Raw genomic sequence first — 26,615 nt, forward strand, 5'->3', positions numbered from 1 at the left:
CCCGCCTCACGCGCCTGTCCGCCCGCCGCACGTGCCCGCACGCCTGCCTCACGTGCCCGAACGCCCGCCTCATGCGCCCGTCCGCCCGCCTCACGTCCCCACCTCCAACCCGCGCGGCCGCAGCAGCAGTTCGGCCAGCGAGGCCAGCCAGTCCACCAGCAGCGCGAGGGCGACGGTGAGGATCGAGCCGAGGACCAGCACCGGCATCCGCTGGTTGGTGATGCCGGCCGTGATCAGCACGCCCAGCCCGCCGCCCCCGCCGAACGTCGCCAGCGTCGCCGTACCGACGTTCAGCACCAGGGCCGTGCGCACGCCCGCCAGGATCAGCGGCACCGCCAGCGGCAGCTCCACCCGGGCCAGCACGCCCAGCGGGGACATGCCGATGCCGCGCGCCGCCTCCAGCAGCGTCGGGTCGTTCGCCTTCAGGCCGGCGATGGTGTTCGACAGCACCGGCAGGACGGCGTAGGCGATGATGCCGATCAGGGCCGCGCGGCGGCCGATGCCGAGCCAGATCACCAGCAGCGCCAGCAGACCGATCGCCGGGGTCGCCTGCCCCATGTTGGCGAGGGCCATCGCCACCGGGGTGGCCTTGCGGAACGCCCGCCGGGTCAGCAGGATCCCGAGCGGGATCGCGATGACCAGCACGAAGAAGGTGGAGATCACCGTCAGCTGCACGTGCTGCCACAGCGCCTTCGACACCTGCCCGTTCGACAGCGCGTTCTCGCTGACCGGATCCAGGTCCGCCTGCGCGAACCACAGCCACGTCGCCAGCAGCACGGCGACCAGCAGCGCCGGCAGGAACGTCAGCTTCCGCCAGCCGATGCGCGGCCTGCGGGAAGCCGGCCGCGGGGCCTGCCGCTCGTGACGCTCCTCGTCCTCCGCCTCCGGGACCACCTCCGGCACGCTCACGCCTTCGGCCCTCCCCCCTCGCCCTCCTGCTCGGCGTGCGTCTGCGCGGCCCGGATCTCCGCCAGCTCGTGCTGGTGCTCCATGGCGTCCAGCCGGTCGGCCTCCAGCAGCTCGTGCACGGAGTTCATCAGCGTCTCCATGTCGACGACGCCCGTGTACTCGCCGCGCCGCCCGGTCACCGCCACCCGGCCCGCGTTGTCCGTCAGCACCGCCTCCAGCGCGTCCCGCAGCGTCGCGTCCCGGGTCACCGTGTCGTGCACCAGCGTCCCCGCCCGGGCCAGCGAGCCGCGTGCCCGCATCAGGTCGCCGCGCCGCAGCCACTTGTAGGGGCGGCGGCGCCGGTCGAGGAGCAGGATCTCGTTGGTCCCGCTGGACCGCAGCAGCAGGAAGATCTCCTGCAGCGGGGTGTCCACGGTGACCGTCGGATAGTCCGTGATCTCCACGTCACGCACCCGGGTGAGGTTCAGCCGCTTCAGCGCCGCGCCCGCGCCGACGAACCCGGAGACGAAGTCGTCGGCCGGGTTGGTCAGGATCGCCTCCGGCGTGTCGAACTGGGCGATGTGCGAGCGCTCGCGCAGCACCGCGATCCGGTCGCCCAGCTTGATCGCCTCGTCGAAGTCGTGGGTGACGAACACGATCGTCTTGTGCAGCTCGTGCTGGAGCCGGATCAGCTCGTCCTGGAGGTGGTCGCGGGTGATCGGGTCGACCGCGCCGAACGGCTCGTCCATCAGCAGCACCGGCGGATCCGCGGCCAGCGCCCGCGCCACGCCCACCCGCTGCTGCTGCCCGCCGGACAGCTGGCGCGGATAGCGGCCGTGGAACTCGCCGGGGTCCAGCCCGACCAGGTCCAGCAGCTCCTCCACCCGGGCCCTGATCCGCGCCTTGGACCAGCCGATCATCTTCGGAACGAGCGCGATGTTCTGCGCGACCGTCATGTGCGGGAACAGGCCCGCCGACTGGATGGCGTACCCGACCTTGCGGCGCAGCTTCACCGGGTCGATGTCGGTGACGTCCTCGCCGCCGATGCGGATCCGGCCGCCGCTCGGCTCGATCAGCCGGTTGATCATCTTCAGGGTCGTGGACTTCCCGCAGCCCGACGGACCCACGAAGATCACCGTCTCGCCGGCCTTGATCTCCATGGAGACGTTGTCCACGGCCGGCTGCGGGCTGCCCGGATACCGCTTGGTCAGGTTCTCCAGCTCGATCGAGGCGCCATGGCCGTCGGACCGGGCGCGCTCGGCGGACGCGGAACGCTCCGCGGACGCACCCTGCGTGGCGGTGTCAGACACGGATCCCCCTCGGGATGGTCAGCCGCCCGATCAGCACATACGCGGCGTCGAACAGGAGCGCGAGGATGATGATCCCGAGGGTGCCCGCCAGCACCTGGTTCAGCGCGTTCTTGCTGCCCAGCGAGGCCAGCCCGCGGAAGATCTCGTTGCCCAGACCCGGCCCCGAGGCGTACGCGGCGATCGCGGCGATGCCCATCAGCATCTGCGTGGAGACCCGGATCCCGGTCAGGATCGGCGGCCAGGCCAGCGGCAGCTCCACCCGCACCAGCCGCATCGGCCCCGACATGCCGATGCCGCGCGCCGCGTCCACCAGCGTCGGATCGACGCCGCGCAGGCCCACGATGGAGTTGCGGACGATCGGCAGCAGCCCGTACAAGGTCAGCGCGATCACCGTCGGCGGCACCCCCAGCCCGACGACCGGCACCAGCAGGCCGATCATCGCCAGGGACGGGATGGTCAGGATCGTGGACGTCGTGGTGGTGGCGAGGTTGCCCGCCCAGCCGCTGCGATAGGTGACGACCCCGATGAGCACACCGAGGACGGTCGCCAGCACCATGCACTGGAACACCGCGCTGGCGTGCTGCCAGGCGTCGGTGAGCAGCTGCTGGTGACGGCTGTCGAGGTACTCCCAGAAGTCCAAGCGCGGGCACCCCCTGACGGTCAGGTCCGGTCCCGGTCCTCCGCCGCCTGCTCCACCAGCGGGATGATCCGCAGCGGAACGGGGTTCTCCATGACGATCGCGGTGGAGGCCCGGACGATCCCATCGAAACCGACGACCCGGTCGATCACACGCTGGAGATCGGCGTTGGAACGGGCCACCAGCCGGCACAGCATGTCCCCGGTGCCGGTCGTCGTGTGCAGCTCCAGCACCTCCGGCACCGTCGCCAAGTGCGCCCGCACATCGGCCCCTTGGCCCTGCCGGATCTGCAGCGTCGCGAACGCGGTGACCGGGTAGCCGAGGGCCGCCGGATCCACCTCGGGACCGAACCCGCGGATGACTCCGTTCGACTGAAGCCGGTCCAGCCGCGCCTGCACCGTCCCACGCGCCACCCCGAGTCGCCGGGACATCTCCAGCACCCCGATCCGCGGCTCCCGCGCGAGCAGCACGATGATCCGCCCGTCCAGATGATCGATCGCCATGAGGACCCGCCTCCAGGGGTGGTCATCCTGTACAGAAAGCCCGCCGATACCGCCGTACCAGTGAGCACATTGCCCAGTCGGAGCGCAAACTATTGCGCACCTTGCAGAGCGGGTCCAGTCTGCGGCCATGACGCAGACCACACACCACACTCCCGACACGACCGCCCGGCAGGACGACCCCTTCCCGGTCAAGGGAATGGACGCGGTCGTCTTCGCCGTGGGCAACGCCAAGCAGGCGGCGCACTACTACTCCACCGCCTTCGGCATGAAGCTGGTCGCCTACTCCGGACCGGAGAACGGCAGCCGCGAGACCGCCAGCTACGTACTGGAGAACGGCTCCGCCCGCTTCGTCCTCACCTCGGTCATCAAGCCCGCCACCACCTGGGGCCACTTCCTCGCCCAGCACGTGGCCGAGCACGGCGACGGCGTCATCGACCTCGCCATCGAGGTCCCGGACGCGCGCCGCGCCTACGCGTACGCCATCGAGCACGGCGCGCGGTCCGTCGCCGAGCCGTACGAGCTGAAGGACGAGCACGGCACCGTCGTCCTCGCCGCGATCGCCACCTACGGCGAGACCCGCCACACCCTCGTCGACCGCTCCGGCTACGACGGCCCCTACCTGCCGGGCTACGTCGCCGCCGACCCGATCGTCGAGCCGCCCGCGCAGCGCACCTTCCAGGCCATCGACCACTGCGTCGGCAACGTCGAACTCGGCCGCATGAACGAGTGGGTGGAGTTCTACAACAAGGTCATGGGCTTCACGAACATGAAGGAGTTCGTGGGCGACGACATCGCCACCGAGTACAGCGCGCTGATGTCGAAGGTGGTGGCCGACGGCACGCTCAAGGTCAAGTTCCCGATCAACGAGCCCGCCGTCGCCAAGAAGAAGTCCCAGATCGACGAGTACCTGGAGTTCTACGGCGGCGCCGGTGTCCAGCACATCGCGCTGAACACCAACGACATCGTCGCCACCGTCCGCGCCATGCGCGCCGCCGGTGTCCAGTTCCTCGACACCCCGGACTCCTACTACGACACCCTCGGCGAGTGGGTCGGCGACACCCGCGTGCCGATCGAGACGCTGCGCGAGCTGAAGATCCTCGCCGACCGCGACGAGGACGGCTACCTGCTGCAGATCTTCACCAAGCCGGTCCAGGACAAGCCGACCGTCTTCTTCGAACTCATCGAGCGGCACGGCTCGATGGGCTTCGGCAAGGGCAACTTCAAGGCCCTGTTCGAGGCGATCGAGCGCGAGCAGGCCAAGCGCGGCAACCTGTAGGACCCCTCACCGCTCGGGCCTGTTGTCAAACTCCCGTCCGCCCGAAGGGCGTGGCAGACGGGAGTTTGACGACAGGCCCTAGGGCGGGCCGTCCCCGGACGGCTCGCCCAGCGCCCGCAGCGCCGCCCGCGCCGCCGGCGCGTGCACGACGGAGAAGTACGGGTTGATCCGCAGCGCCTCCTGAAGGTGCCTGCGGGCCGGCCCGTACTGCTTCAGCGCCCGCTCGATCATGCCCCGGTGGTAGGCGTACGGCGCACTGCGCACCCCGCCGCCGTGCGCCTTGTCGGTGGCGATCGCCGCGAACCGCAGCGCCTCCTTGTCCGCGCCGGCCCGGTGCAGCGCCCAGCCCAGCGCGTCCGCCACGTCGATGCCCGGCTGCCGCCGCCACTCGGCCCGCAGCAGCCGCACCGCCGTCGCCGGATCCCCGTGGTCCGCCTCGAACCGGCCCAGCGTCAGGTTCCCGTCGACCCCGCCGGCCGCGTGCTGCCGCACCAGCGCCCGCAGCAGGTCGTACTCCACCCGCGCCGCGTCCCTGAGCCCCAGCGACTCGTACAACTCGCCCAGTTCCAGGGCGTACTGCGGTTCCGGCTGCCGGGTCAGCGCCACCCGGTACGCGCTCAGCGCCTCCGAGGAACGCCCCAGCGCCGCCAGCACCCGCGCCTGCCCGGCCTGCGCGGCCCGCAGGTCCGGGTCGGTCCGCGCCGCCGCCCGGAAGTGCCGCAGCGCGTCCTGGAGGTCACCGCGCTCCCACGCCAGCTCGCCCGCCCCCTGCAGATACGCCGCCCGCTCGGCCGGCGCCCCCGCCGCCGCGGCCGCGTCCGCCAGCGCCGCCTGCGCGTCCTCCCGCCAGCCGCGGTCCCGGTAGACGGCCGCCGCCCGCGCCCGCACGGCGGGCCCCGAGTGCAGCTCGGTCAGCCGGTCCAGCGCCCGCCCGGCCCCCTTGTGGTCGCCGAGCCCGGTCAGCGCCTCGATCAGCAGCGGATACGTCCGCCAGCGCTTCGGCCGCTCCTTCAGCGCCGCCTCCGCGTAGCCCTTGGCGGCCCGGAAGTCGCGGCGCGCGTTCGCCAGCGCCGCGAGCCCGTCCAGCGCGTCGGGGTTCCGTTTCGGCGTGCTCTTCAGCGACCGGCGCAGCGCGCTCTCTGCCTTGGGATACAGGGCCGCCTCCGCCGTACGCCGGCCCTGCTCGACGTAGGCCGTCCCGAGCAGCGCCCAGGACCGGGCGTCCTTCGGGTGTGCGCGCAGATACGCCTCCTGCTCCCCGATCAGCACCGTCAGATCCGGCAGCGCGGCCGGCGCCCCCGCCGCCAGCGCGGCCCGCGCCTGCGGTCCCGGCGCCGGGACGGGAGCCGACCGCACCGGCGCCTCGGCCGGCAACCCGACCAGCACCCCACCGACCACCAGCGCCCCTGCGGCAAGCGAGGCGATCAACGCCCAGCGCCGCCGGGACCGGGACCGGGGCACAGCGGCGGCACCTTCCTCGGCCGGGTCCTCCTCGCTCGGGGCGGGGGCATCCGGGGCTGTGGCGTCTGACGCTGGGGCACCTGGGGTCGAGTCGGCTGCGGCCGGGGCGTCTGACGCTGGGGCGCCTGGGGTCGAGTCGGCTGCGGCCGGGGCGTCTGGGGTGGGGGTGTCTGAGGGCGTGGGGTCCTGATCGGCGGTGGCCTGGGGGCCGTCGTCCTGCGGTGCCGGGTCGGGGGTGGGGTCGTCTTGGGGCGTGGCGTCCTGGTCGGCGGCGGCCTCGGGGCCGTCATCCTCCTGGTCCGGGCGCGTGGCGCCGCCGTCCTCGGCTCGGGGGTGCGTGGACGCGTCACCGGTGGGGGCGGGGGCCTTGCGCAGGTCGACCGCGGGGTGCGTGGGCGCGTCGTCGGTGGGGGCGGGGGCCTTGCGCAGGTCGACCGCGGCGTGCGTGGGCGCGTCGTCGGTGGGGGCGGAGGCTTTGCGCAGGTCGACCGCGGGGTGCGTGGTTCCGTCGTCCGTGGGGGCAGGCGCCTCGGTGCTGTCGTCCTCGGCGCGGGGGCACGTGGGCGTGTCGTCGGTGGAGGCGGGGGCCTCCGTGCCGGCGTCCTCGGCGTCGTGGTGCGTGGGCGCGTCGTCGGTGGGGCCGGAGGCCTTCCGCAGGTCGACCGTGGGGGTGGTGGGCGGACGACCGTCGCCCGTGGGACCGGTGGGCGGGCCGCTGCCGTCCACGGGGCCGACGGGGGCGGAGCCGTCCCCCGGGTCGGTGGGGCCGGTGTCGGCGGGGCCGAGGGGCGGGGCGCTGTCGATCAGGCCCCCGGAGGGCTTCGCGCTGTTCTCCATGGCGCTCACTGTGCGCGAGGACGCCGACCGCGCCCGGTATACGGCGGCTGCCGTACACGGGGTTCACACCGATGGCCCCCGGTGCGACGCTGTGATCATGAGCCGCATCGAAGCGCCGCGCGACGAACGGACGGGCAACCTCCTCGACCGGCTGCTGGCCGGCCTGCCCGCCGAGGCCGTCCTGACCGACCCCGACGTCACGGCCTCTTACGCCCACGACATGGCCAGCTTCTGCCCGGCCGGCTCCCCGGCCGTGGTCGTGCTGCCCCGCACCGTCGAACAGGTCCAGCACGTCCTGCGCACCGCCACCGAGCTGCGTGTCCCCGTCGTCCCGCAGGGCGCCCGCACCGGCCTGTCCGGCGGCGCCAACGCCACCGACGGCTGCATCGTGCTGTCCCTCACCAAGATGGACCGCATCCTGGAGATCAACCCGGTCGACCGGGTCGCGGTCGTCGAACCCGGCGTCGTCAACGCCGCCCTCTCCCGCGCCGTGGAGGAACACGGGCTGTACTACCCGCCCGACCCCTCCAGCTGGGAGATGTGCACGATCGGCGGCAACATCGGCACCGCCTCCGGCGGCCTGTGCTGCGTGAAGTACGGCGTCACCGCCGAGTACGTCCTCGGCCTGGACGTCGTCCTCGCCGACGGCCGCCTGCTCACCACCGGCCGCCGCACCGCGAAGGGCGTCGCCGGATACGACCTCACCCGCCTCTTCGTCGGCTCGGAGGGCTCCCTCGGCATCGTCGTCCGGGCGGTCCTCGCGCTGCGGCCCAAGCCGCCCCGGCAGCTGGTGCTGGCCGCCGAGTTCCCCTCGGCGGCGGCCGCCTGCGACGCCGTGTGCCGGATCATGGCCGGCGGTCACGTCCCGTCCCTCCTCGAACTGATGGACCGTACGACCGTCAAGGCGGTGAACGACCTCGCCCACATGGGCCTGCCCGAGACCACCGAGGCCCTCCTCCTGGCCGCCTTCGACACCCCGGACCCCGCCGCCGACCTCGCCGCCGTCGGCGCGCTGTGCGAGGCCGCCGGTGCCACCCAGGTCGTTCCCGCCGAGGACACCGCCGAGTCCGAACTGCTCCTGCAGGCACGCCGGCTGTCCCTCACCGCGCTGGAGGCCGTCAAGGGCACGACGATGATCGACGACGTGTGCGTGCCCCGCTCCCGGCTCGGCGACATGCTCGACGGCGTCGAGCGCATCGCCGCGAAGTACGGCCTGACCATCGGGGTCTGCGCGCACGCGGGCGACGGCAATACCCACCCGACCGTCTGCTTCGACGCGCAGGACCCCGACGAGTCCCGGCGGGCCCGCGAGTCCTTCGACGAGATCATGGCCCTCGGCCTGGAACTCGGCGGCACGATCACCGGCGAGCACGGCGTGGGTGTCCTGAAGAAGGAGTGGCTGGCCCGCGAGATCGGCCCGGTCGGCGTCGAGATGCAACGGCAGATCAAACAGGTCTTCGACCCGCTCGGCATCCTCAACCCGGGCAAGCTGTTCTGACCTCGGTCGGTGCCGCACCGGGTCTCACTGGGCGAGCAGTTGGTCGAGGGCGTCGTCGATGCCCAGCTGCTCGCCCTCGGTCCCCGGCGGCACCACCCGCAGCGTCCGCTCCAGCCAGGCCGACACCTGGGCCGCCGGCGCCTCCAGCAGGGCGTCTCCGTCGGGCGAGCTCAGCGCCATCAGCACCACGCTGCGACCGTCCACCTTCGTCGGCCACACCCGCACGTCCCCGTGCCCGCACGGCCGGAACACGCCCTCCACCAGCAGCTCCCGGGCGAACGTCCAGTTGACCGGGTACTCCGAGTTGATGTGGAAGGTGATGTGCACGGCGTAGGGGTCGTCGGTGCGGTAGGTGAGCCTGGCCGGGACGGGGATGCCGCGCTCCGGCGAAAGGATGAGCCTCAGTTCCAGTTCGCGCTCGACCACGGTGTGCATGACGGTGTCGTCCTCTCGTGAGGGGCCCTCGGACGGGCCCGTACGAGGAGAGAGGGGGCCGGGCCGGAAGCATTACGCGGGTTCGGGGAAATTCTTTTTCCCTCGTGCCCGGAAAGGGGTGGGTCCTGCGGGAGAGGCGGTGGCGGTTGCGCTCGTCTGATAGATGTGGAGGCCCCCAAGTGACCCCCGAGACAGATACGGGACGACGGACATGAGCGCCCCAACCCCGGCCCCCGGCGACGACCGGCCCCGCGAAGGGTATTACCCGGACCCGTCCATCCCTGGATACGTCCGGTACTGGAACGGTTCCGCCTGGGTGCCGGGCACCAGCCGCCCGGCGCCGACCGACGGCGAGCCGCTCGCACCGCCGCCCGGCGTGCGCCCGGCGCAGCCCGCCTCCGTGGAGGAGACCGGCCCCCACTTCTTCGACGAGGACCCGCAGCCCGGCCCGGCCGCCGACCCCCAGGAACCGGCCTCCGCATGGACCGCCGACCGCGCCCGCCAGTCCGGCTTCGGCACCGACCAGGACCGTCGCGTGTCGTGGGGGACCCCCGGGGCGGCCGCGGACCCGAGGGTGCCGACAGACCCGGCCCGGACCCCCGCACCGGGCTCCGGCCCCGCCCAGCCCGCCGCACCCGGCCAGGCCGCCGGTCCGGCCCAGTCGCCCGTACCCGGCCAGGCCGCCGGCCCGGCCCACTCGCCCGTACCCGGCCAGGCCCCCGGCCCGGCCCAGTCGCCCGTACCCGGACAGGCGTCCGGTGCGGCTCCGGCGAGCGTGCCCGGGCAAGGACCCGGCGCCGGGCAGTCGTTCGGTCCGGCGCGGGCGTCCGGTGCGGGCCGGTCGCCCGTGCCCGCACAGGGGCCCGGGGCCGCCCAGGGACCCGTACCCGGCCAGTCCTTCGGCCCGGCGCAGGCCTCCGGCGGTGGCGCCGGGCGCGCGGAGGCCGGGGACGCGGAGTCGTCGCCGGGCACCGTCGTCTTCCGCCGGCCCACCGCCGCCGACGCTCCCCAGGGTGATCAGGACGCGGGCACGATGCTGTTCCGCCCGGTGCCCTCGCAGGGGCAGGGCGACGGACGCGGCCAGGCCGGCCAGGGCACCCCGGGCGCGGCCCCCGACTGGCCGGAGGCCGGCTCCGACTTCGCCGCGCAGGGCCCGGTGCACGCCGGTGCCGCCGGCCCGGCGGCCGCCGCGGCGCCGGGTCCCGGTTTCGCCGCCGGGAAGGCCGCCGCCGACCGCGCGGCCGCCGCACAGGGCCCGGCGGCAGCCACCCCCGGCACCCCCGCCGCCACCCCCGGGCCGACGGCCTCGCAGCCGAACCCCGCCGCCCCAGGCCCGGTCGGCCCCGCCGCCCCCGCCACCCCCGGCTTCCCCCATCAGGCCGCCCCGGCCGCCGCCTCCGCCAACCCCCTCTCCACCCCCGTGACCAGCGGCCCCGGCGGCGGTCAGGCCTCCTGGGCGCAGCAGGTGCACCAGCTGGCGGGCGCGGGCGAGGCGGAGCAGCCGGTCGCGCCGTGGAAGCCGCCGGTGGAGGACATCTTCCAGGCGGCGGCCCGCCGGCAGGCTTCCGCGCGCCCCGCGGGGCTCGGCAGGCGGCTGGCCGCGCGGCTCGTCGACACGCTGGTCGTCGCCGCCGTCACCTCCGCCGCCGCCGTGCCGCTCGGCCTGAAGACCGTCGACCACGTCAGCGAGAAGATCGACGCGGCCAAGCTCACCGGACGGACCGTCACCGTCTGGATCGTCGACGGCACCACCTCGGTCTACCTCGGTGTCATCCTCGCCGTCCTGCTCCTCGCCGGTGTCCTCTGCGAGGCGCTGCCCACCGCCAAGTGGGGCCGCACCCTCGGCAAGAAGCTGTTCCGCCTGGAGGTGCGGGACATCGAGGCGCACGAGCCCCCGTCCTTCGGCGCGGCCCTGCGCCGCTGGCTGGTCTACAGCATCCCGGGGCTGCTCGGCATCGGTGTCGTGGGCGTCGTATGGGGCCTGTTCGACCGTCCCTGGCGGCAGTGCTGGCACGACAAGGCCGCGCATACGTTCGTCGCGGGATGACCGGGTACGGCGTCCGGCCCGGCTGATCCGGTACTCCGACCGGCCGCTCGCCGGATGCGGAGCCGGAGGGAACGCGGTGCACTCGGCCCATGAGCACCGAACCGCCCCCCGGCTCCGGGCAGCCACCGGAGGACGACCCGTTCAGGAAGCAGCCCCCGCCCGGCCCCGGGCAGGGGCCGGGACCGGGCTCGCCGTACGACACCCCGCACGGCGGCCAGCCCCCGCCACCCCACGGCACCGGCGGCCCCCCGGGCGGCGGCCCCTACGGCGGCGGTGGCCCGTACGGGGGCGGTGGCCCGTACGGGGGTGACCCCTACGGCGGTCCCGGTGGCCCCTACGGCGGCCCCGGCGGCCCCGCCGACCCCCTCGCCGGCATGCCCCCGCTCGCCGACAGCGGCAAGCGCACGCTCGCGCGCATCATCGACATGATCCTCGTCGGTGTCGTCGTCTGGCTGCTCACCCTCGGCTTCAACGTGGACGAGTACACCGTGGACGGCGACCGGATCGAGGTCGGCAAGTCCCTCGGCCAGTCCGCCATCGCGGCCGTGCTCTACGTCGCGTACGACACCTTCCTGATCGCCCGCACCGGCCAGACCGTCGGCAAGAAGCTGCTCGGCATGCGCGTGGCCAATCTGGACAACGGGGCCAACCCGTCCGTGCAGAACGCGCTGCTGCGGGCGTTGGTGCTGTGGATCCCGTTCGCGTTCTGCTGTGCCTGTGTGTGGACGGCGATCTCGGGCGGCTGGAGCTTCTTCGACAAGCCGTACAAACAGGGCCTGCACGACAAGGCGGCCAAGACGGTCGTGGTCAGCACCGGTTGAGCGCACGGCGAAGGGCCCGCACCGGCCGCGGCGCGGGCCCTGTCGCCCGATGTCGGGTTAGGGGGCCACCGGTTCGCGTTCGCTGCGCTCGGCGGAGGCCGGCCGCGCGGCTGGGGCCGACGCCTTGGGCACCGGGACCGTCATCGCGACGAGCACGCCGAGCGCGAGTGCCGCCACGGCGACGACCGCGATCGCCGGGCCCGAACCCGTCTGGGACAGCAGCAGCATGGCGAGCGTCGAGAAGACGACGGTGCAGGCACCGTAGACGAGCTGTGCGACGGTCGGGCGAGGCAGCGGACCAGGCATGGCAATCGTGTCCTCGGAAGCGGGGGTTGTCTCGACTCTATTCGCCTGCATGCCCGAGCGGAACGAACAGTAAGCGTGACCTAACCAACAGTGCCGGTGCACAGGGGGCGCACGGAGTCATGCGCCGCGCTCGGTCCGGTCGTCCGGCCGCGGGGAGACCGTCCGCAAAGCGAACGCCTCTTCCGCATAGTGCACTTGACTTGTCCAAGTCAAGGTCTGTCTTTTCTTCTAAACCTCTAGTCAAATGTCGTCACTTGACTACACGCGTTGATCATGCGCGCGCGGATCCCGCCAGACCAGGGCCCCTATCTGCCGTGCGCGCACACGCGGGGGAGGAACTCAAGTGACCAGTAGATCCTGGACGTTCAGAGCGGCGGCGATCAGCGTCGCGCTCGCGGCGGCCTCCGCCGGCTTCACCACCTTCGCCGTGGCCGAGGCCGCTCCGAACGCCGGAGCCACCACCGTGGACCGGCACGACCCGGCCCCGGAGAAGCAGCACAAGCACGACCTCGACGGTCCGCTGAGCAAGACCCAGGAAGCCCAGCGCCAGGAGGCCCTGGACCAGGTCATATCCGGCCAGGCCCAGGTGAAGGAGAAGAACGGCTCCAAGGTCGTCCAGCTGAAGAGCAAGAAGGGCGACAGCAAGTTCGTCGAGCTGGGCCGCGAGAAGACCGACAAGATCTTCACCATCCTGGTGGAGTTCGGCGACAAGACCGACCCCAAGTTCGGCGGCACGCCCGGCCCGCTGCACAACACCATCGCGGCGCCCGACCGCACCAAGGACAACTCCACGGCCTGGCAGGCGGACTACGACCGCCAGCACTTCCAGGACCTCTACTTCGGCACCGGCAAGAACACCGAGTCGGTCAAGAAGTACTACGAGAAGCAGTCCTCGGGCCGCTACTCGGTCGACGGCGAGGTCTCCGACTGGGTCAAGGTGCCCTACAACGAGGCCCGCTACGGCAACAACGCCTGCGGCTCCACCAACTGCCCGAGCGTGTGGAACGTCGTCAGCGACGGCCTGAGCGCCTGGGTCGCGCAGCAGAAGGCGGCCGGCCGCACCGACGCCCAGATCAAGGCGGACGTCGCGCAGTTCGACCAGTGGGACCGCTACGACTACGACGCCGACGGCAACTTCAACGAGCCCGACGGCTACATCGACCACTTCCAGATCGTGCACGCCGGTGAGGACGAGTCCGCGGGCGGCGGCGCCCAGGGCACGGACGCGATCTGGGCCCACCGCTGGTACGCCTTCGGCACCGACGCCGGCGCCACCGGCCCCGCCAACAACAGGCTGGGCGGCGCGCAGATCGGCGACACCGGCATCTGGGTCGGCGACTACACCATCCAGCCGGAGAACGGCGGCCTCGGCGTCTACGCGCACGAGTACGGCCACGACCTCGGCCTGCCCGACGAGTACGACACCGCGGGCGGCGAGAACTCCACCGGCTTCTGGACGCTGATGTCGTCCGGTTCCTGGCTCGGCCGCGGCAAGGACGCCATCGGCGACCTGCCGGGCGACATGAACGCCTGGGACAAGCTGCAGCTCGGCTGGCTCAACTACGACACCGCCAAGGCCGGCAAGCAGTCCACGCACAAGCTGGGCGTCGCCGAGTACAACACCTGGGACAAGCAGGCCCTCGTGGTGAACCTGCCCGACAAGGCGGTCACCACCGAGGTCGTCAAGCCGGCCGAGGGCGCCACCCAGTGGTGGAGCGGCAGCGGCGACGACCTGAAGAACACGCTGACCCGCAGCGTGGACCTCACCGGCAAGACGTCGGCCGCCCTCACCCTCGACGGCTGGTACGACATCGAGGCCAACTACGACTACCTCTACACCGAGGTGTCCACCGACGGCGGCGCCAACTGGACCGCCCTGGACGGCACGGTGGACGGTCAGCCGATCCCGCGTGACGGCAGCGACAAGCCGGCCCTGACCGGCAGCTCCGAGACGTACAAGAAGCTGTCGTACTCGCTGGACGCCTACGCGGGCAAGAAGATCGACCTGCGCTTCCGCTACCAGACGGACGGCGGCGTGGCCCTCAAGGGCTTCGCGGCCGACGAGATCACGGTGACCGCCGACGGCGCCGCCCTGTTCTCCGACAACGCCGAGACGCTCGACCCCGCCTGGACCAAGGTCGGCTTCGACCGCATCGGCGCGTCCTTCACCAAGGACTACGCGCAGTACTACATCGCCGAGAACCGCCAGTACGTGTCGTACGACAAGACGCTGAAGACCGGCCCGTACAACTTCGGCTTCTCCACGACCCGTCCGGACTGGGTCGAGCACTACGCGTACCAGAACGGCCTGCTGATCTGGAAGTGGGACACCTCGCAGGCGGACAACAACACCGGCACCCACCCCGGCGCCGGCCTGATCCTGCCGATCGACTCCCACCCGGAGGCGCTGCGCTGGAAGGACGGCACGCTGATGCGCGGCCGCATCCAGTCCTACGACGCGCCCTTCAGCCTGTACCCGACGGACGGCATGACGCTGCACAAGGCCGACGTCGCGACCAGGATCTGGCCGTCGGCCGGCGTGTCGGTCTTCGACGACCACGCCAGCACCTACTACGACGCCTCGAACCCGGCCTCCGGTGTCAAGGTCACTGACACCAACACCCGGATCCGGATCGTCAAGGAGGCCAAGGACGGCTCGACGATCAACCTCCAGGTCGGCCCCGCGGTGAAGTAGTCACTGTTTCCGCAGGTCAGACGCGTATCGGCGGCAACCCCTTGGCGGGTTGCCGCCGATCGTGTTTAGGTGCGTGCTGTGGATTTCTTATTGACACCGGGACGCACGGGGGTGTGACTGCATGGCCGCAGGAGGTTTCTGCAAGCTGCCGAACGGCAGCGTGGTGGTGGCGCTGAACCTGCCCAGCCCCGCCGCCGACGGCCCCGCCGGAGTGCGGGTCCTCGTCCACGCCCAGAACCGGGCGCGCGCCCTGACCAGGCTGCGCAACCTGGGGCTGCGCTCGGTCTATCTGCGTGGCAACGCGGCCCCGCCGACGCCGGACGAGATCACCGCCGTACTGCACCACCCGGACGGCCTGATATGGCGGACCGCGCCCGGCAGCGCGGTCGGCGGCCCGGAACTGATGACGGAGCTGTGGCACCCGATCCGGGCCCTGCTCAGACGCCCCGCGGCCCCGGCGTGACCGTCCCGGTGCCGGGCGCCTAGCCTCTCAGGACGACGGGCTTGCCGGTCAGCTCCACGCCCGCCTCCCGCATCTCCTCGATCGCCTTCTCGGTGGTCTCTTGGGCCACCCCGGCGGTCAGGTCGAGCAGGACGTGGGCGCGGAAGCCCTCCTTCGCCGCGTCCAGCGCGGTGGCGCGCACACAGTGGTCGGTGGCGATGCCCACCACGTCCACCTCGTCGACCTCGCGCTCCCGGAGCCAGTCGGCGAGGCCGGTGCCGTTCTCGTCGGCGCCCTCGAAGCCGCTGTAGGCGGCCGCGTACGCGCCCTTGTCGAAGACGGCGTCGATCGCGCCGGAGGCGACGACGGGCGCGAAGTTCGGGTGGAAGCCCACGCCCTCGGTGCCCGCGACGCAGTGCGCGGGCCAGCTGCGCACATAGTCCGGGTTGTCGGCGAAGTGGCCGCCGGGCGCGATGTGGTGGTCACGGGTGGCCACCACATGCCGGTAGGCGGGGGTGGCCTGCCCGATCAGCTCGGTGATGGCGGCGGCGACATCGGCACCCCCGGCGACCGCGAGGCTGCCTCCCTCGCAGAAGTCGTTCTGCACGTCTACGACGATCAAGGCGCGGCGCATGGTGGGTGTCCTTCGGCAATCGCGGTCGGCAGGAAGGGTCAGCGGGCCCGGCCGGTATGAACTTCCGAGCCTAGGGAATCCCGGGGCGGTACGGGAGGGGGCATCAGGGGGCGTGAACGGGGGCGCACCCGCCCACGGGCCCCTCTGACGGGCCCGTGTCCGCCCCCGATGGCTCTGTTCGGCCGCTCACTGGCTACCCGAGCGCCCGTGGACGTATTCCGTCGGCAGGACGGGTTCCCCGCGCGAGAGCTGGATCGCGGACAGCGGCAGGCCGGCGCGGGCCGCCGCGTGGCGCTCGCGGGCGGCGTCCAGCGGCTCACGCCCGACGATCTCGCCGCCTTTGACCAGCTCCACCAGCAGCTGCCGGTCGGCCAGCTCGCCCGGGACCGGCCCGGTGCCGACGACCTCGGCCTCGGCCACGCCGTCCTCGTCCAGCCGCCGCGCGGCCCACTTGCGCCCGCCGACCGAGGTCTTCCCGCCGGAGGACTTCTTCGCCACCGCCTTCAGCGGCGCCTTCGGATCGGCGCTCTCGGCACGGGCGACCAGCTTGTAGACCATCGACGCGGTGGGGTGCCCGGACCCGGTCACCAGCTGGGTGCCGACGCCGTACGCGTCCACCGGCGCCGCCGCCAGCGAGGCGATGGCGTACTCGTCGAGGTCCGACGTCACGATGATCCTCGTGTCGCGCGCGCCCAGCTCGTCCAGCTGCTGCCGCACCCGGTGCGCGACCAGCAGCAGGTCGCCGGAGTCGATGCGCACGGCGCCCAGCTCGGGCCCGGCCACCTCCACCGCCGTACGGACGGCCTCGGCGACGTCGTAGGTGTCCACCAGCAGGGTCGTGCCGCGGCCCATGGACTCCACCTGGGCGCGGAAGGCGTCGCGTTCGCAGTCGTGCAGCAGGGTGAAGGCGTGCGCGGAGGTGCCCACGGTCGGGATGTTGTAGCGGAAGCCGGCCGCCAGGTCGGAGGTGGAGGCGAAGCCGCCGACGTAGGCGGCGCGCGACGCGGCCACCGCGGACAGCTCGTGAGTGCGCCGGGCGCCCATCTCGATCAGCGGCCGGTCACCGGCCGCCGAGGCCATCCGGGACGCGGCGGCCGCGATCGCCGAGTCGTGGTTGAGGATCGACAGGATCACGGTCTCCAGCAGCACGCACTCGGCGAAGGAGCCCTCCACCCTGAGGATCGGCGAGCCCGGGAAGTACACCTCGCCCTCCGGATAGCCCCAGATGTCACCCGAGAAGCGGTATCCGGCCAGCCAGTCCAGGGTGGCGTCGTCGACGATCCGCCGCTCGCGCAGGAAGCCGAGCACGCCCGCGTCGAAGCGGAAGTTCTCCACGGCGTCCAGGACGCGCCCGGTGCCCGCGACGACGCCGTAGCGCCGGCCGTTCGGCAGCCGCCGGGTGAAGACCTCGAAGACGCTGCGCCGTTCGGCCGTACCCGCCTTGAGGGCGGCCTGGAGCATCGTCAGCTCGTAGTGGTCCGTGAAGAGCGCCGTCGAGGGGACGTCCACCGGCAGCCCAAGGTCCGCAGTGTTCATGGCAAGAGATGGTACCCCTATTTCGTCAGTGTGACGATTTCTGGGGCCCGTGGCAGCATGGTCACTGTGACGGCAGCCGCACCCATCGAGATCGAGAAGACCGAGTCGGCGGAGGAGGTTTCCGCCGTACCCGAGCCCGACGTGCCCTGGGTGACGATCGTCCACAACGATCCCGTGAACCTCATGAGCTACGTGACGTACGTCTTCCAGACGTACTTCGGCTACTCCAAGGACAAGGCCACCAAGCTCATGCTCGACGTCCACCACAAGGGCCGGGCGGTCGTCTCCAGCGGCACGCGCGAGGAGATGGAGCGCGACGTGCAGGCCATGCACGGCTACGGTCTGTGGGCCACCCTCCAGCAGGACCGGAAGTAGCGATCGCCTTCATGCCAGGACACTTCGAACCGCTCCGCGGCGGCGGTGCCGCCGTCGCCCTCGACGACGTCGAGATCTCCATCATCCGCTCGCTCGCCGTGCAGCTGCTGGAACTGATCGGCCCCGGCCCCGCCGAGGACGCCCCGGACGACCCGCTCGCCGAGCTGTTCGCCGAGGGGCCCAGCGAGCCGCCCTCCGACCCGGTCCTCAGGCGCCTGTTCCCGGACGCCTACTCCGACCCGGAGCAGCAGCCCGCCACGGCCCAGGAGGCCGCGGAGCGCACGGCCCGCTCGGCCGAGTTCCGCCGCTACACCGAGAACGACCTGCGCGCCCGCAAACGCGACAGCGCCCTCGCGGTGATCCGCTCGCTGGACGCGCTCACCCCCGTCGGCGAGGAGGGAGCGGTCCTCAAGCTGTCCTCGCAGGAGTCCCAGCAGTGGCTGGGTGCGCTCAACGACCTGCGCCTCGCGATCGGCTCCCGGCTGGACATCACCGACGAGGACGACACCGACCTGCTGTACCGGCTGCCCGACGAGGACCCGCGCAAGCCGATGGTGATGGCGTACCTGTGGCTGGGCGGCCTCCAGGAGACGCTGGTTTCCACCCTGATGCCCTGATCTGTCCGCACCGGGCGTTCGCTCAGAGGACGCTCAAATCCGGATAACGATCCCGTCACCGCGACGGCCGGGTACGCCCGCCAGGGTGCCCTTTTGTCCGGTTTTCCCCGTGGGGTGCGTCACACGCGGCACCCCCGATCACTGTTGCGGCCGTGATAAATCTTCACGACCGCCCGACGAACACCACCCGTATGTTCGGTCGGGTGCGCCACCGAGCCGGCAACCGCCGGCCAGGCAATGAGCGGGCCCGCACAGCTCGCTCAGCTCCATCAATCCGGGGGGATCGAAACCCGATCCGAGGCCGACGAGAGGCCTGGGTCGGCATGGAGAAAGGCGCACCACACCATGACCTCGAAGCAGGTCGAGCAGGGGGTCACCCCCGAGGAGGGCTACGAGCGCGGGCTCGGCAGCCGTCAGGTCCAGATGATCGCGATCGGCGGCGCCATCGGCGTCGGCCTGTTCCTGGGTGCCGGGGCGAACATCGCCAAGGCCGGACCCAGTCTGATCCTGATGTACGCCCTGGCGGGCGTGATCATCTTCTTCATCATGCGGGCGCTCGGCGAGCTCCTGCTGTACCGCCCGGTCTCCGGCTCCTTCGCCGAGTACTCGCGCGAGTTCCTCGGCCCGTTCTTCGGCTACTTCACCGGCTGGACGTACTGGCTGATGTGGGTCGTCACCGGCATGGCCGAGCTGACGGCCGCCGCGATCTATGTCAACTACTGGTTCCCGGACGTCCCGCAGTGGGTCACGGCCCTGGTCTTCCTGGTGATCCTCTTCGGGGTCAACCTGATCTCCGTGAAGCTCTTCGGCGAGCTGGAGTTCTGGTTCTCGATGGTCAAGGTCACCGCCCTCATAGGCATGATCGTCATCGGCCTGGGCGTGCTCACCTTCGGCTTCTCCTCCGCCGGCGACACCGCCGCGGTCTCCAACCTGTGGGCCTTCGACGGCTTCTTCCCCAAGGGCATCGGCTCGTCCCTGATGACCCTGCAGGGCGTCATGTTCGCCTACCTCGCGGTCGAGCTGGTCGGCGTCACCGCCGGTGAGTCGGAGAACCCCGAGAAGACCCTGCCCAAGGCGATCAACACCCTGCCCTGGCGGATCGCGCTGTTCTACGTCGGCGCCCTCACCGTCATCCTGTGCGTGGTGAAGTGGACCGAGTTCGCGCCGGGCGTCAGCCCGTTCGTCGCCGCCTTCGCGAAGATCGGCATCCCGGCGGGCGCCGGCATCGTCAACTTCGTCGTGCTCACCGCGGCCCTGTCGTCCTGCAACTCGGGCATGTACTCCACCGGCCGCATGCTGCGCAACCTCGCCTCCAGCGGCGAGGCGCCCAAGGTCTTCGAGAAGCTGTCCTCGACGAAGACGCCCGCGCTCGGCATCACCGTCTCGGTGCTCTTCATGGGCATCGGCGTCGTCCTGAACTACATCGTCCCGGAGAAGGCCTTCGGCTACGTCACCTCCGTCGCCACCGCGGCCGGCATCTGGACCTGGCTGATGATCCTCGTCAGCCACGTCCTGTACCGCCGCGCGGTCGACGCGGGCCGGCTGCCCGCCTCCTCCTTCCCGGCGCCCGGCGGCTCGGTCTGCTCCTGGATCGCCATCGTGTTCCTGCTGTTCGTCACCGGCCTCATCGCCAAGGATGCCGACTCCCGGGTCTGCCTGTACGTCATGGCGGGCTGGGCCGTCGCCCTCGGCATCGGCTGGATGGTGCTGAAGTCCCGCAACCCGGAGATCACCCAGCGCCGCGAGCCGGAGCTCGAAAAGGTCGGCTGACCAGCCGCTTCGACCACTCCAGAGGACGTCCGGCCAGACGGGGCACTCGTGGCGCCCCCTCCGGCCGCCGCTCAGGGCGTCCGGCATCCGGGCCGTTCCGTACCACTCCTCGGTACGGAACGGCCCTTCTGCTTATCCTGACGGACATGCTGACCATCACCCAGGCCCTCGTCGACCAGATCGTCGCCCACGCGCGCAAGGACCACCCCGACGAGGCGTGCGGCGTCGTCGCGGGCCCGGCGGGCTCGGACCGCCCCGAGCGCTTCATCCCCATGCTCAACGCGGCGATGTCGCCCACCTTCTACGAGTTCGACTCGGGCGACCTGCTCAAGCTCTACCGCGAGATGGACGACCGCGACGAGGAGCCGGTGGTCATCTACCACTCCCACACCGCCACCGAGGCCTACCCCTCGCGCACCGACATCTCCTACGCCAACGAGCCCGGCGCCCACTACGTCCTCGTCTCCACCGCCGACACCGACGGCCTCGGAGAGTTCCAGTTCCGCTCGTTCCGGATCGTGGAGGGCGAGGTGACGGAAGAGGAGGTCAGGGTCGTGGAAGCGTACTGATTCCGGTATCCGGTCGGAAAACATCCAGCATGCGAGATCACACTCCGGGTCCCGGGACGGGAATCGATACGATGAGCCCATGGTTCTGAACGACGTGAGCGACAAGACGCCGGGCATGCTGCTCGTGGCGCGGCTGCACGTCGACCTGTGCAGGCTCGCCAGCTCCATCTGTTGACGCTGCCTGCCGCCGTACGGCCGTGGAGCCGCGGCGCTCACCGCACCACCCGCTTCACCCGCGCCGCCGCGCGCCCACCGACGTCATCCACTCCCGACAGGAGCCCACAGCCATGGCCATCGAGGTCCGCATCCCGACCATCCTCCGCCAGTACACCGACGGTCAGAAGGCGGTGGAGGGCAGCGGCGACACCCTCGCCGAGCTGTTCGCCGACCTCGAGAGCCGGCACGCGGGCATCCAGGCCCGCATCGTGGACGGCGACCAGCTGCGCCGCTTCGTCAACGTCTACCTGAACGACGAGGACGTCCGCTTCCTCGACGGCATCGAGACCAAGCTGTCCGACGGCGACAACGTCACGATCCTGCCGGCCGTGGCCGGCGGTATGGCCTGATCGGCGATGCGGTACGACTCCCCCCTGGCCGCGGTCGGCAACACCCCCCTGGTGCGCCTGCCGCGGCTGTCGCCGTCCGACGACGTGCGCATCTGGGCCAAGCTGGAGGACCGCAACCCCACCGGCTCCGTCAAGGACCGCCCCGCCCTGCACATGATCGAGCAGGCGGAGAAGGACGGCCGCCTCACACCCGGCTGCACGATCCTGGAGCCCACCAGCGGCAACACCGGCATCTCGCTCGCCATGGCCGCCAAGCTCAAGGGCTACCGCATGGTGTGCGTGATGCCCGAGAACACCTCGCAGGAACGCCGTGACCTGCTCGGCATGTGGGGCGCCGAGATCATCTCCTCCCCGGCCGCGGGCGGCTCCAACACCGCCGTACGCGTCGCCAAGGAGCTGGCCGCCGAGCACCCCGACTGGGTGATGCTCTACCAGTACGGCAACCCGGACAACGCCGGCGCCCACTACGCGACGACGGGCCCCGAGATCCTCGCGGACCTCCCCTCCGTCACCCACTTCGTCGCGGGCCTCGGCACCACCGGCACCCTCATGGGCGTCGGCCGCTACCTGCGCGAGCACAAGCCCGACGTCAGGATCGTCGCCGCCGAGCCGCGCTACGACGACCTGGTGTACGGCCTGCGCAACCTCGACGAGGGCTTCGTACCCGAGCTGTACGACGCCTCCGTGCTGACGACGCGCTTCTCCGTCGGCTCCGCGGACGCCGTGACCCGCACCCGGGAACTGCTCCAGCAGGAGGGCATCTTCGCCGGCGTCTCCACGGGCGCCGCGCTGCACGCCGCGATCGGCGTCGGCAAGAAGGCGCTCAAGGCGGGGGAGAGCGCCGACATCGTCTTCGTCGTCGCCGACGGCGGCTGGAAGTACCTCTCGACCGGCGTCTACACGGCCGCGACGACCGAGGAAGCGATCGAGACGCTGCAAGGCCAGCTCTGGGCCTGAGGCGCTATGCCAGGTGACGGACCTGGTCCCACAGGACCGGGTCCACCACTCCCACGCGGCGCCGGAAGTCACCCACCGGCACCTCGCGCAACTCGTCCGTCTGCAGGAAACTCGCCCGCCCCCGCGCGTCCCCCACCGCGCCCGGCGGCAGCGGGATCACCCCGGCCCGCTCGTGGTGGTTCTTGGTGCTGATCTTCGCGACGACCGCGTGGCCACCCCGCACGGACAGCACCAGACACGGCCGGTCCTTCCGCCCCGGCCCGTCCTCGAAGGGCACGCCCGCCCACCAGATCTCCGCGGGCTCCGGCCGCGCGCCCGTCCCGCCACCGCGGGACCGCCGCCCGCCGCCCGGCGGCCGGGGCGCCCGCCCCCACCCGTCGACGAGCACCGCGACGAGCGCGAGCAGCACCACCGCCACGAGCGCCAGCCACCAGGACGTGTCCATACCGACGACGGTACCGGCGCATCCTGCACGCCGCGCGCCCTTTCGTCACTCCGCGCAACCTGCCGCGCGCCGCAGGCGCCCCGCGTCCAGCCGAACCGGTGACAGCACAGGTGAGTTCGCCCACAACAGGCCTTGGCGGAGGAGCGACCGGAGGTTTTGCGCCTTACGCTCGACGGACCGCACGACCCCACGCCCGTCCCCGATTCCCGATATCCCGTTTCCGCAGATTTGCCCGCATTTCCCGCATTTTCCGCCACGGAGGTTTCCGCTCCATGAAGCTCACCGTCGTCGGCTGCTCGGGGTCGTTCCCGTCCGCGGAATCGGCCTGCTCGAGCTACCTCGTCGAGGCCGACGGCTTCCGGCTGCTTCTCGACATGGGCAACGGCGCCCTGGGCGAGCTGCAGCGCCACTGCGGTCTCTACGACCTCGACGCGATCTTCCTGAGCCATCTGCACGCCGACCACTGCATCGACATGCTCGCGTACTTCGTCGCGCGCTACTACCGCCATGACGGCGGCCGCTGCGCCCCGCTCCCGGTCTACGGCCCCGAGGGCACCGAGCACCGCCTGACGACGGCCTACGCGGACACCCCGTCGGCCTCCTCCATGAGCGAGGTCTTCGACTTCCACACGGTCAAGCCGTCCACCTTCGAGATCGGCCCGTTCACCGTGCACACCGAGCGCGTGGCCCATCCCGTGGAGGCGTACGGCATCCGCATCGAGCACGCGGGGAAGGTGCTCGCGTACTCCGGCGACACCGGCGTCACCCCCGCCCTCGACGAACTCGCCCGGGACGCCGACCTGTTCCTGTGCGAGGCCGCGTTCACCCACGGCAAGGAGTCCATCCCCGACCTGCACCTCAACGGCCGCGAGGCAGGCGAGACGGCGGCCCGGGCCGGGGCCCGCCGCCTGGTCCTCACCCACATCCCGCCGTGGACCGACCCCCAGGTCAACCTGGCGGACGCGCGGGCGGTGTACGAGGGCCCGGTGGAACTGGCGGCACCCAGACTGTCGTACGACATCTGACCCCACGGCACACACACCGAAGGCCCCGGAACCTTGCAGGTCCGGGGCCTTCGTCACGCCGTACGACGAGCTCTCACGCCTTGGTGAGATCCTCGACCTCCTCCTCGGGCTCGCGGCCCGGGGTGGGGATGTTGAACCGGACGATGGCGAAACGGAACGTGAAGTAGTAGATCGCGCCGAAGACCAGCCCGATCGGGATGATCATCCACGGCTTGGTGGCCATGTTCCAGTTGAGGAAGTAGTCGATGGCGCCCGCCGAGAAGCTGAAGCCGTGGTGGACGCCGAGGGCCCAGGTGACGGCCATGGAGACGGCGGTCAATACCGCGTGGATGACGTACAGCACTGGCGCGATGAACATGAACGCGAACTCGATCGGCTCGGTGATACCCGTGACGAACGAGGTCAGCGCGAGCGACATCATCATGCCGCCGACGACCTTGCGGCGCTCGGGGCGGGCGCTGTGCGTGATGGCCAGGGCGGCTGCCGGAAGGGCGAACATCATGATCGGGAAGAAGCCGGTCATGAACTGGCCGGCGGTCGGGTCGCCGTGGAAGAACCGGGGCAGGTCGCCGTGCCAGACGGCACCCGAGGCGTCCTTGAACGAGCCGATCTCCTGCCACGCCACCGTGTTGACGAACTGGTGCATACCCACGGGCAGCAGCGCCCGGTTGATCGCGCCGAAGATACCCGCGCCGACCGCGCCGAGGCCGGTCATCCACTCGCCGAAGTTGGTGATCACGTCACCGATGGGCTCCCACACCAGGCCGAAGAAGACGCCCACCGCGGTGCCGATGAAGGCCATCAGGATCGGCACGAGCCGGCGCCCGTTGAAGAAGCCCAGCCAGTCGGGGAGCTTGGTGCGGTGGAAGCGCTGCCAGACGACCGCGGCTATCAGGCCCATGATGATGCCGCCGAAGACCTTGGGGTCGTTGTACGTCGCGGCGATGTCCTCGCCCTTGGTGATCTTCGCCTCGGTGATGGGGAACGCCGTCAGCACGTTCTTGTAGACGAGGAAGCCCACCAGGGCGGCGAGCGCGGTCGAACCGTCGGCCTTCTTGGCGAAGCCGATGGCGATGCCGACGCAGAACAGCAGCGGCAGGTTGGCGAAGACGGCGTCGCCGGCCGTCATGAACACGGCCGCGACCTTGTTCCAGCCGAAGCCGTCCTTGCCGAAGACGTCGTCCTGGCCGAGCCGCAGCAGGATGCCCGCCGCCGGCAGCACGGCGATGGGCAGCTGGAGGCTGCGGCCGACCTTCTGCAGGCCCTGGAACAGGCCGGATCCCCGCTTCTTTGCGGGGGCCGCCGTTGCGGTGGCGGTGCTCATAGACTTCCTCCATCGGGTGGTGGTCTACACCACTCAGTGGTGTAGACCTGTTGTAACACGATGAAGGCGGTATAAGGAACCCGTCAAAAACGCAACCGGAGCGCTACGCCCCGTACCGTGTCCCGAACGTGACGAAGGGCCCCCGGACCGGCGGTCCGAAGGCCCAAAAACCCTGCCTCATCAGGCTCTTGTCACGTCCTCGACCTCCTCCTCCGGCTCCCGCCCGGGGGTTTTGAGATCGAACTTCGTGATGGCGAAGCGGAAGATCACGTAATAGACGGCGGCGAAGCACAGGCCGATCGGGATGATCGCCCACGGTCTGGTCGCCAGGTTCCAGTTGATGATGTAGTCGATCAATCCGGCGGAGAAGCTGAAGCCGTCGTGCACGCCCAGCGCCCACGTCACCGCCATCGACACCCCCGTGAGCACCGCGTGGACCGCGTACAGCACGGGCGCGATGAACAGGAACGAGTACTCGATCGGCTCGGTGATCCCCGTGACGAACGACGTCAGCGCCACCGACAGCATCAGCCCGCCCACCACCTTGCGCCGCTCCGGCCGCGCGCAGTGCGTGATGGCCAGGGCCGCCGCCGGCAGCGCGAACATCATGATCGGGAAGAAGCCCGAGGTGAACTGGCCCGCGTCGGGGTCACCGTGGAGGAACATGTTGATGTCGCCGTGCCACACCTGGCCGTCCGGCGCGGTGTACGAACCGAACTGGAACCAGATGGGCACGTTCAGGAACTGGTGCAGACCGATCACCAGCAGCGCCCGGTTCGTGACCCCGAACAGACCGGCGCCCCAGGCGCCGGCGTCCCGCAGCCACTCGCTGAAGTTCTCCAGGGCGTCACCGACCGGCGGCCAGATCCACAGGCACACCACCGCGAACGCGATCGCCACGAACGCCATGATGATCGGCACGAGTCGGCGCCCGTTGAAGAAGCCCAGCCAGTCCACCAACTTCGTCCGGTGATAGCGCTGCCAGAAGTAGGCCGCCAGCAGGCCCATCACGATGCCGCCGAACACCCCTGGGTTCTGGTACTCGGCCGGCGTCGCGGGCGAGCCCAGGGGCGCGGCGCACACCCCGCCCAGCGGGCCCGCACTGGTGAACGTGCCGGTCGGGCAGTCCTTCGGGAACTGGTGCAGGACGAAGTAGTAGACGAGGTAACCCGCCACCGCGGCCAGCGCGGTCGACCCGTCGGACTTCTTCGCCATGCCGATCGCCACGCCGATGCAGAACAGCAGCGGCAGACCCAGCGAACCGTCCAGCAGGGCGCCGCCCGCGGCTGCCATCACCTTGGAGACGTTCGTCCACCCCAGGCCCTGGTCCCCGAAGACATCCGCCTGCCCCAGACGGTTCAGGATGCCCGCCGCCGGCAACACCGCGATCGGCAGCTGCAGACTGCGCCCCATCTTCTGCAGGCCCTGGAAGAAGCGGCTCCAGCGTTCCCTCGCGGGGCTGACCTTCCGGCCCTCGGCGGCACTCTCGGCACTCATCGGTATCCTCTGGTGTAGACCAGTTGACCGACAGTCGGCTTCGCTGTCGTGATCGCCATCATTCGGTACATACGGCATCAACGCTCGCGAAGTTGGGCCGACTGTGGGTTACTGCGACTACCGCGACGACCGCGACACCGCGGC

26 protein-coding genes are annotated in these 26,615 nt (G+C 71.2%); 14 read left to right on the forward strand and 12 right to left on the reverse strand.

Annotation, left to right across the window (positions count from 1 at the left end):
• Nucleotides 1-90: 90 nt before the first annotated feature.
• The 4 genes from IE308_RS19480 to IE308_RS19495 all read right to left on the reverse strand — a co-directional run bounded on the left by IE308_RS19480 (nt 91) and on the right by IE308_RS19495 (nt 3,338).
• Nucleotides 91-909: an ABC transporter permease gene (locus tag IE308_RS19480; protein WP_373314533.1), complete on the reverse strand. Its 819-nt coding sequence runs from the start codon at nt 907-909 to the stop codon at nt 91-93.
• Nucleotides 906-2,114, reverse strand: a complete 1,209-nt coding sequence (locus tag IE308_RS19485; protein WP_190219367.1) for a betaine/proline/choline family ABC transporter ATP-binding protein — start codon at nt 2,112-2,114, stop codon at nt 906-908. Before IE308_RS19485 ends, IE308_RS19480 begins: the two co-directional genes overlap by 4 nt.
• Before the next feature lie 76 nt (nt 2,115-2,190).
• Nucleotides 2,191-2,838 (reverse strand): ABC transporter permease, encoded by a 648-nt coding sequence (locus tag IE308_RS19490; protein ID WP_190218927.1) that lies wholly within the window; start codon nt 2,836-2,838, stop codon nt 2,191-2,193.
• A 20-nt stretch (nt 2,839-2,858) separates the two neighbouring features.
• A complete protein-coding gene (locus IE308_RS19495; protein ID WP_110628472.1) occupies nt 2,859-3,338 on the reverse strand; it encodes an Lrp/AsnC family transcriptional regulator in 480 nt (159 codons plus the stop codon).
• Nucleotides 3,339-3,465: 127 nt separating this feature from the next.
• On the opposite strand from IE308_RS19495, the gene hppD reads away from it, so the two are divergent.
• The gene (gene hppD / locus IE308_RS19500; protein WP_190218928.1) at nt 3,466-4,614 is read left to right on the forward strand and encodes a 4-hydroxyphenylpyruvate dioxygenase; all 1,149 of its coding nucleotides are present in this window, start codon (nt 3,466-3,468) and stop codon (nt 4,612-4,614) included.
• A gap of 78 nt (nt 4,615-4,692) precedes the next feature.
• Here the strand turns inward: hppD and IE308_RS19505 are convergent, their stop codons facing one another.
• The gene (locus tag IE308_RS19505; RefSeq protein ID WP_190219368.1) at nt 4,693-6,075 is read right to left on the reverse strand and encodes a tetratricopeptide repeat protein; all 1,383 of its coding nucleotides are present in this window, start codon (nt 6,073-6,075) and stop codon (nt 4,693-4,695) included.
• 928 nt (nt 6,076-7,003) lie between these two features.
• Here IE308_RS19505 and IE308_RS19510 point away from each other — a divergent pair.
• The gene (locus IE308_RS19510) at nt 7,004-8,410 is read left to right on the forward strand and encodes an FAD-binding oxidoreductase (protein ID WP_110628469.1); all 1,407 of its coding nucleotides are present in this window, start codon (nt 7,004-7,006) and stop codon (nt 8,408-8,410) included.
• A gap of 24 nt (nt 8,411-8,434) precedes the next feature.
• Here IE308_RS19510 and IE308_RS19515 read toward each other — a convergent pair whose 3' ends face one another.
• Nucleotides 8,435-8,845, reverse strand: coding sequence for an SsgA family sporulation/cell division regulator (locus tag IE308_RS19515; protein ID WP_110628468.1), 411 nt, complete (start codon nt 8,843-8,845; stop codon nt 8,435-8,437).
• A 211-nt stretch (nt 8,846-9,056) separates the two neighbouring features.
• On the opposite strand from IE308_RS19515, the gene IE308_RS19520 reads away from it, so the two are divergent.
• Nucleotides 9,057-10,892 carry an RDD family protein gene (locus tag IE308_RS19520; protein WP_190218929.1) on the forward strand — a complete coding sequence of 612 codons (1,836 nt, stop codon included), beginning with the start codon at nt 9,057-9,059 and terminating at the stop codon, nt 10,890-10,892.
• An 89-nt stretch (nt 10,893-10,981) separates the two neighbouring features.
• Nucleotides 10,982-11,713 (forward strand): RDD family protein, encoded by a 732-nt coding sequence (locus tag IE308_RS19525; RefSeq protein ID WP_190218930.1) that lies wholly within the window; start codon nt 10,982-10,984, stop codon nt 11,711-11,713.
• Between the two features lie 57 nt (nt 11,714-11,770).
• Here IE308_RS19525 and IE308_RS19530 read toward each other — a convergent pair whose 3' ends face one another.
• Nucleotides 11,771-12,019, reverse strand: a complete 249-nt coding sequence (locus IE308_RS19530; protein ID WP_229908961.1) for a hypothetical protein — start codon at nt 12,017-12,019, stop codon at nt 11,771-11,773.
• A gap of 343 nt (nt 12,020-12,362) precedes the next feature.
• Between IE308_RS19530 and IE308_RS19535 the strand changes: the two genes are divergently transcribed.
• Both IE308_RS19535 and IE308_RS19540 read left to right on the forward strand, forming a co-directional pair.
• Complete coding sequence (locus IE308_RS19535; protein WP_110628465.1) at nt 12,363-14,714, forward strand: immune inhibitor A domain-containing protein; 2,352 nt, start codon at nt 12,363-12,365, stop codon at nt 14,712-14,714.
• Nucleotides 14,715-14,835: 121 nt separating this feature from the next.
• Nucleotides 14,836-15,177, forward strand: coding sequence for a hypothetical protein (locus tag IE308_RS19540; protein ID WP_110628464.1), 342 nt, complete (start codon nt 14,836-14,838; stop codon nt 15,175-15,177).
• Between the two features lie 19 nt (nt 15,178-15,196).
• On the opposite strand, the gene IE308_RS19545 is transcribed toward IE308_RS19540, so the two are convergent.
• Entirely contained in the window at nt 15,197-15,790 is a 594-nt protein-coding gene (locus IE308_RS19545) for a nicotinamidase (RefSeq protein ID WP_110628463.1), read from the reverse strand.
• 186 nt (nt 15,791-15,976) lie between these two features.
• Nucleotides 15,977-17,326 (reverse strand): nicotinate phosphoribosyltransferase, encoded by a 1,350-nt coding sequence (locus IE308_RS19550; protein ID WP_190218931.1) that lies wholly within the window; start codon nt 17,324-17,326, stop codon nt 15,977-15,979.
• Between the two features lie 57 nt (nt 17,327-17,383).
• Here IE308_RS19550 and clpS point away from each other — a divergent pair, with 57 nt between their 5' ends.
• The 7 genes from clpS (at nt 17,384) to IE308_RS19580 (ending at nt 22,180) form a co-directional block, all read left to right on the forward strand.
• A complete protein-coding gene (clpS, locus tag IE308_RS19555) occupies nt 17,384-17,701 on the forward strand; it encodes an ATP-dependent Clp protease adapter ClpS (protein WP_110628461.1) in 318 nt (105 codons plus the stop codon).
• 11 nt (nt 17,702-17,712) lie between these two features.
• Nucleotides 17,713-18,318 carry a DUF2017 domain-containing protein gene (locus IE308_RS19560; protein WP_190218932.1) on the forward strand — a complete coding sequence of 202 codons (606 nt, stop codon included), beginning with the start codon at nt 17,713-17,715 and terminating at the stop codon, nt 18,316-18,318.
• A gap of 345 nt (nt 18,319-18,663) precedes the next feature.
• Nucleotides 18,664-20,088, forward strand: a complete 1,425-nt coding sequence (locus tag IE308_RS19565; RefSeq protein ID WP_190218933.1) for an amino acid permease — start codon at nt 18,664-18,666, stop codon at nt 20,086-20,088.
• A gap of 146 nt (nt 20,089-20,234) precedes the next feature.
• Nucleotides 20,235-20,657: a M67 family metallopeptidase gene (locus IE308_RS19570; RefSeq protein WP_110628458.1), complete on the forward strand. Its 423-nt coding sequence runs from the start codon at nt 20,235-20,237 to the stop codon at nt 20,655-20,657.
• 79 nt (nt 20,658-20,736) lie between these two features.
• Nucleotides 20,737-20,832 (forward strand): putative leader peptide, encoded by a 96-nt coding sequence (locus tag IE308_RS37475; RefSeq protein WP_343234080.1) that lies wholly within the window; start codon nt 20,737-20,739, stop codon nt 20,830-20,832.
• A gap of 112 nt (nt 20,833-20,944) precedes the next feature.
• On the forward strand, nt 20,945-21,223 hold the full coding sequence (locus IE308_RS19575; RefSeq protein WP_110628457.1) for a MoaD/ThiS family protein: 279 nt from the start codon (nt 20,945-20,947) through the stop codon (nt 21,221-21,223).
• 6 nt (nt 21,224-21,229) lie between these two features.
• Nucleotides 21,230-22,180 (forward strand): PLP-dependent cysteine synthase family protein, encoded by a 951-nt coding sequence (locus IE308_RS19580; protein ID WP_190218934.1) that lies wholly within the window; start codon nt 21,230-21,232, stop codon nt 22,178-22,180.
• A gap of 4 nt (nt 22,181-22,184) precedes the next feature.
• Here the strand turns inward: IE308_RS19580 and IE308_RS19585 are convergent, their stop codons facing one another.
• Complete coding sequence (locus tag IE308_RS19585; RefSeq protein WP_190218935.1) at nt 22,185-22,625, reverse strand: type II toxin-antitoxin system PemK/MazF family toxin; 441 nt, start codon at nt 22,623-22,625, stop codon at nt 22,185-22,187.
• 272 nt (nt 22,626-22,897) lie between these two features.
• Between IE308_RS19585 and IE308_RS19590 the strand changes: the two genes are divergently transcribed.
• Nucleotides 22,898-23,650, forward strand: a complete 753-nt coding sequence (locus tag IE308_RS19590; protein ID WP_190218936.1) for an MBL fold metallo-hydrolase — start codon at nt 22,898-22,900, stop codon at nt 23,648-23,650.
• Between the two features lie 73 nt (nt 23,651-23,723).
• Here IE308_RS19590 and IE308_RS19595 read toward each other — a convergent pair whose 3' ends face one another.
• Nucleotides 23,724-24,974, reverse strand: coding sequence for a PTS transporter subunit EIIC (locus tag IE308_RS19595; RefSeq protein ID WP_110628453.1), 1,251 nt, complete (start codon nt 24,972-24,974; stop codon nt 23,724-23,726).
• Between the two features lie 180 nt (nt 24,975-25,154).
• Complete coding sequence (locus tag IE308_RS19600) at nt 25,155-26,471, reverse strand: PTS transporter subunit EIIC (RefSeq protein ID WP_110628452.1); 1,317 nt, start codon at nt 26,469-26,471, stop codon at nt 25,155-25,157.
• Nucleotides 26,472-26,615 lie beyond the last annotated feature (144 nt).

Source organism: Streptomyces griseosporeus (genome assembly GCF_014656055.1).
GTDB classification, from domain to species: domain Bacteria; phylum Actinomycetota; class Actinomycetes; order Streptomycetales; family Streptomycetaceae; genus Streptomyces; species Streptomyces griseosporeus.